Origin of the sequence: Methylobacterium sp. CCH5-D2 (genome assembly GCF_001556475.1) — a bacterium.
Lineage (GTDB): Bacteria > Pseudomonadota > Alphaproteobacteria > Rhizobiales > Beijerinckiaceae > Methylobacterium > Methylobacterium hispanicum.
Genome location: NZ_LSIX01001165.1, coordinates 1 through 7534 on the forward strand (window position 1 = coordinate 1; position 7534 = coordinate 7534).

General features: G+C 72.9%; 8 protein-coding genes. 1 reads left to right on the forward strand and 7 read right to left on the reverse strand.

Annotated features, from left to right (window positions below):
- The 3 genes from AX737_RS31595 to AX737_RS31605 form a co-directional block, all read right to left on the reverse strand.
- On the reverse strand, positions 1–272 hold a 272-nt coding region (locus AX737_RS31595), incomplete at its 3' end, for a MucR family transcriptional regulator (protein ID WP_245293534.1).
- 403 nt (positions 273–675) lie between these two features.
- A complete protein-coding gene (locus AX737_RS31600) occupies positions 676–1518 on the reverse strand; it encodes a hypothetical protein (RefSeq protein WP_066928206.1) in 843 nt (280 codons plus the stop codon).
- 220 nt (positions 1519–1738) lie between these two features.
- On the reverse strand, positions 1739–2845 hold the full coding sequence (locus AX737_RS31605) for a replication protein RepA (RefSeq protein WP_066928198.1): 1107 nt from the start codon (positions 2843–2845) through the stop codon (positions 1739–1741).
- A 628-nt stretch (positions 2846–3473) separates the two neighbouring features.
- On the opposite strand from AX737_RS31605, the gene mazG reads away from it, so the two are divergent.
- On the forward strand, positions 3474–4313 hold the full coding sequence (gene mazG / locus AX737_RS31610) for a nucleoside triphosphate pyrophosphohydrolase (RefSeq protein ID WP_066928200.1): 840 nt from the start codon (positions 3474–3476) through the stop codon (positions 4311–4313).
- 69 nt (positions 4314–4382) lie between these two features.
- On the opposite strand, the gene AX737_RS31615 is transcribed toward mazG, so the two are convergent.
- The 4 genes from AX737_RS31615 to pabB form a co-directional block, all read right to left on the reverse strand.
- Positions 4383–4787 carry a DoxX family protein gene (locus AX737_RS31615; protein ID WP_066928202.1) on the reverse strand — a complete coding sequence of 135 codons (405 nt, stop codon included), beginning with the start codon at positions 4785–4787 and terminating at the stop codon, positions 4383–4385.
- Positions 4788–4810: 23 nt separating this feature from the next.
- A complete protein-coding gene (locus AX737_RS31620; protein ID WP_066928207.1) occupies positions 4811–5677 on the reverse strand; it encodes an aminotransferase class IV in 867 nt (288 codons plus the stop codon).
- Positions 5664–6275, reverse strand: a complete 612-nt coding sequence (locus AX737_RS31625; RefSeq protein WP_066928204.1) for an aminodeoxychorismate/anthranilate synthase component II — start codon at positions 6273–6275, stop codon at positions 5664–5666. Before AX737_RS31625 ends, AX737_RS31620 begins: the two co-directional genes overlap by 14 nt.
- 178 nt (positions 6276–6453) lie before the next feature.
- Positions 6454–7534 (reverse strand): aminodeoxychorismate synthase component I (pabB, locus tag AX737_RS31630; protein WP_066928210.1); only part of this gene is annotated, 1081 nt, incomplete at its 5' end.

The window sequence follows — 7534 nt, forward strand, 5'->3', positions numbered from 1 at the left end:
CGCAGGGTGAGGTGGCGGCGCAGCGTCTTGTAGGGCTTGCCGTCCTCGAAGCTGATCAGGTTGTCGTTGGTGATCGACTTGCGGATCTGGGCCGGCGTCAGCTTCTCGACGGCCGGTGCATCGCCGTCGGCGCGCCGCGACAATCCGACGAGGGCGCCGTGCACGGAGGTGATCAATCCCTGCAGATCGCCGGGCGGGATCGAGTTGTTCGCCACGTACGCCGCGACGATCTCGACCGCGAGACCGATGTGATCGGAGTGCTGCTCGTCCATGACCTCATCCATTGCCGGACCCTCTACGCTCGGCCGGGAAGATCGATTCCACGCCTGTCTTGGTCAAGAGGGTTTATTGCTGCCTGTTTCGAAACAGGCGACATTTTCTGTGGTTCGACGCCCCCAATGCGGACACAATCCGCTCAAATTCGGAAGATGATTGGCTCATGCTCTGATTGTGCACAACGTTAAAGCGTCTGGAACACGGCACTCCAACCCCGGCGGGTAAACGGCCGGTTCATTACAAGCCTCTGATCGCACGGCGAAATCCGCAAATCATGAGCGCGGACCCGCTCCGTCCGCGGCCCGGCCGGCGCCGATTATTCGACCGCTGGTTGAGTATTCGAGAGCATCAACGCAGAAGTTTCATTCGCCCCGGGCCGGACCCCGGCGGTCCGCGACCTCACGGGCTCGAGGGGCCGGCGCGGTCGTAGACGGCCTCGCCGAGGCGGCGCAGGGGGCCGCCGGGGCCCGAGCGCTTCCACAGGCGGGTATTGAGGGCGGCGACCGGATCCTGGCCCGGCACGCCGAAGCCGCGCGCCACGAGGTGCTCCAGGATCTCGCCCGCATGCATCGGCCGGCCCGCCGCGGCGAGCACCCCCACGGCCGCCTCGACGAGCGCCCGGCCGTAGCGCCGGGCGGCCGCCGGATCCTCGTCGAAGGGGACCGGGGGCGGCGGCCCCTCCGACCCGGGGTGGGGCGCCGCCGGCGCGGCCGTGTCCCGCGGCGACGGGCGCGAGGCCGGCACGGCCCGGCTCCGCGCATCCCCGTCAACGCCGCCCGGCCCCCCGCTCTGCCCGGTGCCCGGTGCGCGACCGTGCGGGGCGAAGCGATGGCCGGCAAGGCCGGGATCCTGCCCGGGATCCTGGTCAGGATCCTGGCCGAACCGTGGCCCGCCCCCCGTCCCGGAGCCCGGCCACGACCCCGCCGGGGCCCGGCCGTCCGGCCCGGCCGCGGCCTCCCTGGTCCAGGCATCCCTGGCCAAGGCATCCCTGGCCGCCGCGGCGTCTGCCGCCTCCGCCCGGCCCGGCGCCTCGGGGCCGGGGACCGGCACGCGATCGGCCGCCGGCCCCCCTGCCGAACCTCCCGCCGAACCTCCCGCCATGTCCCCTGCCGCGGCACCGGCCCGGAGGCGCCGGCCGAGTTCGAGGTAGAGCAGGTGGTCGGCGATCTCGCGGTCGATCGCCTCGCGGCGGCGGCGCAGATCGGCGAGCCGCGCCTCGATCTCGGCCTCTGACGGAACCATGCGCCGCATCCAATGGAATATTCTGTTCCGTCAGTCTAGCGGACCGGTCTTTCCAATGGAAGATGGCGTCGCACGGAATTTTGCGCATCGTGGGAATGCAGGGAGCCCCGGAATACCGACGCGGTGCGCCTCGCGGCGTCGCCCCGTTACCGCGAGGCGGCCGGGCGCCTTTCCGTGCCGAGGGAACGAGTTTCGGAATGAATGGAATATACCGAACCGATCAGGCGCGGAGCTTCATTCCCTTGCTCGTTCCGTTCCGTGTTCCCTGCTTCGGCGGCACCAGCAGGGCGCCGGGATCGGCCGGCTGCAGCAGCAGGCCGTGGTCGTCGAGGCTGGCCGGCAGCTTCGGGAAGACCTCGCAGAGATGGGCGAGGTCGGCCCGGAAGGCCTGGCGGAAGCTGCGGATGCTGGCGTTCTCGGCCCCGAACTGGCCGTGCAGGTTCTCCCAGGTCAGCCGCAGCGGCCGGGGCAGGGCGCGCAGGCGGTAGCCGAGCCAGAACAGCAGGTCGAGCTTGCGCGCCGAGCCCGAGAAGGCGCGCGCCGCCCGCACGTCGACGGGCAGCGCGTGGCGCACCAGCGTGTCGTAGAACTCCTGGTGGAACTGGACGGTGCGGGACCATGCGGGCCCCTCCCCGCCGCCCTGCCCCCGCCAGAGGTCGAGGCTGCGGAAGGGCGGCACGTTGAGGGTGCTGGCCTGCCCCTGCCCGTCCCAGAGGCCGATCTGCATCGAGCAGGCGGCGAGCCGGTGGACCTGCTCCTTGAACTGCCGGATGGTGCCGCGCTCGCCGCCGGTGACCGCGAAGCCCATCTCGCGCATGAAGCCCGAGAGCGAGTCGGCGACCTCCACGGTGGGGCTGCGCTGGCGCACGGCCTCGGTGCAGAGGTGGAGCAGCACGAGGCGCGCCTTCGGGCCGTAGGGCAGCCCTTGCGGTTCCCAGGCGCCCGTGAGCGGGTCCTTGAGGCGCCCGGCCACCAGGCTCAGCGAGTTGCGGCCGTAGGTGCGGCTGAACTCGCGGGCCCCGCCGGGATCCCGGTAGGGCAGGCCGCAGAGCGCCAGCACCGAGTGGATGTGCTGGAGGTTCTCGGGCGCCGCGGGCTCGTTCTCGATGACGAGGCGCACCGCGTCGCGGCGGCGCTGGTCGCGGCCCATGCGGGCGCGGGCCTGCTCGCGGGCCGCCTCCACGGTGCGGGCCGCGTCGCGCTCGCGCTGGCGGTGCAGGATGTGCTCGACGATCTGGGCGAACAGAAAGCCGCCGCGGGCCGCCTCGACCTCCTGCAGGAGGTCGGCGTCGCGGATCAGGGCCAGTTTCTGCTCGATGCCCGTCACTGTGGAGGTCTGTCGCGTCGCCGGGGGATCGTCGGAGGGCAGGGGAGCCCTGCCGTAACGAACCTGCATCGCACGATTCGGTCCCCGCGAGTCTCGGACGAATCGCGGGGCCGGGCGGGTTGTCCCGGCAATCCACGCGTTCCGCCCCCCTCCCCGTCCGGGCCGGACGGTGCGCACGCAGAGTTCGATACGGGGGCCGGCCGGCCTGTCCGGACCGCGCAGAGTTCGATACGCCCCGGAGCGCCCGCCTTGTCCCCGTTCTGCACCGCCCGGGAGCGCCATCCACGCCGAATCGCATGCGGGACCGCGCAGACTCCGATACGCCACCCCGGCACGACCGCGCAGAATCCGATACGGAGGCACGCAGAATCGGATACGCATCCGCGCAGAGTCGGATGCGCGGACCGGCCTCAACCCTCTCTGGCGCAAGCGAAATCTGCCACCCCATATAACCTGCAGAACTGACTCTCTGAGAATCCTTCCTGATACTTCTCCTAAGGGGTCCGGCCCGTCGTTCGCTTCGGAGAACGACCCCGATCCCGTCTTTCTCCCAATGGAATTCAGGGAATAAGACGGGCTTGTCCCCATCCCGAGCCCCTTTTCCCACCGCGATCCGGAGCCCTTCCCGATGACCGAGACGCCGATGCGGACCCTGCTGCGGCTGATGGCCGAGCTGCGCGATCCGAGGCGCGGCTGCCCCTGGGACGTCGCCCAGACATCCGCGACCATCGCGCCCTACACGCTGGAGGAGGCCTACGAGGTGGCCGACGCCATCGAGCGCGGCGACATGGACGACCTGCGCGACGAGCTCGGAGACCTGCTGCTGCAGGTCGTGTTCCACGCCCGCATGGCCGAGGAGGCCGGCGCCTTCGGGTTCGACGACGTGGCCGGGGCGATCGTCGCCAAGCTGATCCGGCGCCACCCGCACGTCTTCGACGGGGCAGGGCGCCTGCTGCCCGAGGGCGCGCCCGCCCGCGACCCTGAGGCGGTCCAGGCGCTGTGGGAGGCGATCAAGGTGCGGGAGCGGGCCGAGAAGGCGGCCCGCGCGCCGGAGGCCGGCGCGGCCGAACCCCCGCCCCTGGCCGGGGTGGCGCTGGCGCTGCCGGCCCTCGCCCGCGCCGAGAAGATCTCCCGCAAGGCCGCTGCCTACGGTTTCGACTGGGCGGAGGCCGCGCAGGTGATCGACAAGGTCCGCGAGGAGACCGACGAGGTGGCGGAGGCGCTGGCCAACGGCGACCGAGCGGAGCTCGCGGAGGAGATCGGCGACCTCCTGTTCTCTGTGGCCAACCTCGCCCGCCATGCGGGGGTCGATCCGGAGGCGGCGCTGCGGGCCGGCACCGCCAAGTTCGAGCGCCGCTTCACCGCCATGGCCGAGGAGTTGCGGGCCTCGGGCGCCGCGCTCGCGGGGAGCGACCTCGCCGCCATGGAGGCGGCCTGGGTCGCGGTGAAGCGGGCCGAGCGCGGCTGAGGTCGTGGATTCCAAAGGTCGAGACCTTTGGCGGGTGCAGGGCAGAGCCCCGGGCCCCGCCCAAGGGCCTCAGGCCCTTGGAGAACCCTTGATCGGCCAATCGACGAGGCCGCCGGCCCAGAGCGCGGCCCAGACCAGGACCGGCTGAAAGGCCAGCCGCGGCCCGTGATACCACCAGGAATCCGGGATGCCCGGGACGCTGATGCCCTCAAGGGCATGCTTCAGGTTCGCCGGGTAGACGCAGACCGCGTAGAGGGCGAGCCCGATCGCTGCGGCCCGGCGGAAGCGCTGGCCGAGGAGCGCCGCGGCGCCCGCGATCTCGCACAGGCCCGTCGCCAGGATGACGAGCCGGGGCTCCGGCACGGAAGCCGGCATGATCGGCATCAGCAGGTCCGGCCGGGCCAGATGCACGGCGCCGATCCCGGCATAGAGGCCGGCGAGGGCGAGGCGCAGCCGGAAGCGCCCGTCCGCCATCGCGCGCCCCTGCCCCGCCGGCCTCATGGTCCGCCGGCCTCGGCCACGCGCGATGTCGGCACGCCGCAGGACGCGGCCACCCGATCGGTCAGGGCCGCGACGAGGCGCGCGAGGCCCGGATGCCCCGCGCTCGCGAACCGCGTCTCGCCGACCGCCCGCACCGGCGCGATCAGCCGCAGCGAGTTCGTCAGGAAGACCGCGTCCGCCGCCAGCAGCTCGGGCAGTGCGAGGGAGCGCTCCTCGGGGTGCAGGCCCACCCCACCGGCCAGGCCCAGCACCTCGGCCCGCACGATGCCCGGCAGGACGCCGTCGGCGAGGGGTGGCGTAACGAGGCGGTCCCCGAGGATCCCGAACAGGTTGCCGGTGCCGGCGCAGGCGACCCGCCCGCGCGTGTTGCGGAACAGCGCCTCGTCGAAGCCGGCCGCCGCGGCGTCGCGGGCGGCCAGCACCGCGTCGAGATAGCCCGGCGTCTTGAGGTGCGAGACCGGCGAGGTCTCGTTGCGGGCGATCCCGGTCACCCAGAGGCTCAGGGGCGCGAAGGCGAGCGCCGCCGCGCTCGGCGCCGCGGTGGCGTAGAGGACGGGGCGCGGCTCGGCCGGGGGCTTCAAGCCGCGCGGGCCGGTGCCCCGGGTCGCGGTGGTGCGGATGGCGAGGCGCGGGCCTGTCGCGGCCAGCGCCCGCAGGGCCGCCCTCGCCCTGTCGGGATCGACGGAGAAGCCCAGCGTCTCCGCGCCCGCGACGAGGCGGTCGAGATGGGCGTCCGCGAAGGCGACCCGGCCGTCGAGGGCGAGCGCGGTGTCGAACACCGCGTCGCCGAGGCTCAAGCCCCGGTCGGTGAGGTCGAAGGGCGCGACCGTCTCCGCGCCGAGGCGCCCGTCAAGCCACAGCATCATCGCTCCGCCGATCCTTCGCCCAGGCGCGGGCGAGGTCCAGGAAGTTCGCGAAGAGGGCGTGGCCGCCCTCGGTCAGCACCGATTCCGGGTGGAACTGGATGCCGTAGGTCGGGTGCTCGCGGTGGGAGAGGGCCATCACCTCGCCCTCCGAGGAGAGGGCGTCGACCGCGAGGTGGCGCTCCATGCCGGGCTCGGGCCGGACCACCAGGGAATGGTAGCGCCCGACCTGCATCGGGGCGGGCAGGCCGCGGAACAGGCGCTGCCCCCCGTGATCGACCGGGGTCGCCTGCCCGTGCAGCGGCCGGATCGCCCGCTCGACGCTGCCGCCGAAGGCCGCGCCGATCGCCTGGTGCCCGAGGCAGACGCCGAGGATCGGCAGGCTGCCGGAGAGTTCGCGGATCGCCGGCAGCGAGATCCCGGCCTCCGCGGGCGTGCAGGGGCCGGGGGAGACCACGAGGGCGTCGGGCGCGAGCGCGCGGATCCCGGCGACGTCGAGGGCGTCGTTGCGCACGACCCGCACGCTCTCGCCAAGTTCCTCGATGTAGCGGACGACGTTGAAGACGAACGAGTCGTAGTTGTCGAGCACGAGGATCATGGGCGGGAACCGCGCGTGTCGTGGATTCCAAAGGTCGAGACCTTTGGCGGGTGCAGGGTGGAACCCTGCATTTGGCTCCTCCGTCCCGGCTGTGCCGGGTCGGAGGGGCCAACCCGGGGCGCTGCCCCGGGACCCCGCCCAAGGACCTCGGCCCTTGGGGATCCCATGACCGCAGCCGTCACGCCGGCGCCCTCCCCCCGAAGGCCTCGAACACCCGGGCGGCCTTGGCCAGGGTCTCGTCGTATTCCGGACCGGGTTCCGACAGGAGGGTGATGCCGCCGCCCGCCTGGAGCACGGCCGTGCGCGCGTCCATCACCACGGTGCGGATGGCGATCGCGGTGTCGAGCGCCCCGTCGAAGCCGATCCGGCCGATGGCGCCGCAATAGAGCTCGCGCGCGTCGCCCTCGATCTCGGTGATGATGTCCATGGCGCGGATCTTCGGGGCCCCGGTGATCGAGCCGCCCGGGAAGGTGGCGGCCACGAGGTCGAGGGCGTCGAGGCCCTCCCGCAGCGTGCCCGTGACCACCGAGACCAGATGGTGAACGCCCGCGTAGGTTTCCAGCCCGCACAAGGTCGGGACCCGCACGCTGTGGGCCTCGCAGACCCGCGACAGGTCGTTGCGCAGGAGGTCCACGATCATGATGTTCTCGGCCCGCTCCTTCGGGTTCCGCTGGAGCGCCTCGGCCGCCGCCCGGTCGGCCTCCGGGTCGGGCAGGCGCCGGGCCGTGCCCTTGATCGGCCGGGTCTCGACGCGGCGACCGGCGAGCTTCAGGAAGCGCTCGGGCGAGCTGGAGGCCACGGTGAGTCCCTCGAAGGCGAGGTAGGCCCCGAAGGTCGCAGGGTTCGCCGCCCGCAAGGCGCGGTAGAGCGCGAAGCCGTCGAAGCCCGCCGGCAGCTCCGCGCTGAAGCGCTGGGCGATGTTGGCCTGGTAGATGTCGCCGGCCCGGATGTAGTCCCGCACCCGCTCCACCGCCGCCTCGTAGCCGGCCCGGGTGAAGTTCGAGCGCCAGTCGAGGGCCGGGACGGGGCAGGGGGGCACAGGGTCCGGCCCCCCCTGCCCCAGCAGCGCCGCGAAGGCGGCGAGCCGGGCCTCGGCGCGGGCCGCGCGGGCGGCGCCGTCCGTCTCCGGGAAGCCCGTGGCGACGAGCCGGCAGGTGCCGGCCGCGTGATCGACGACGAGCGCCGTGTCGTAGAGGTTGAAGGCGATGTCGTCGGTGAGCCCGGCCCGGCGGGCGGGCCGCGCCACGCGCTCCAGCGCC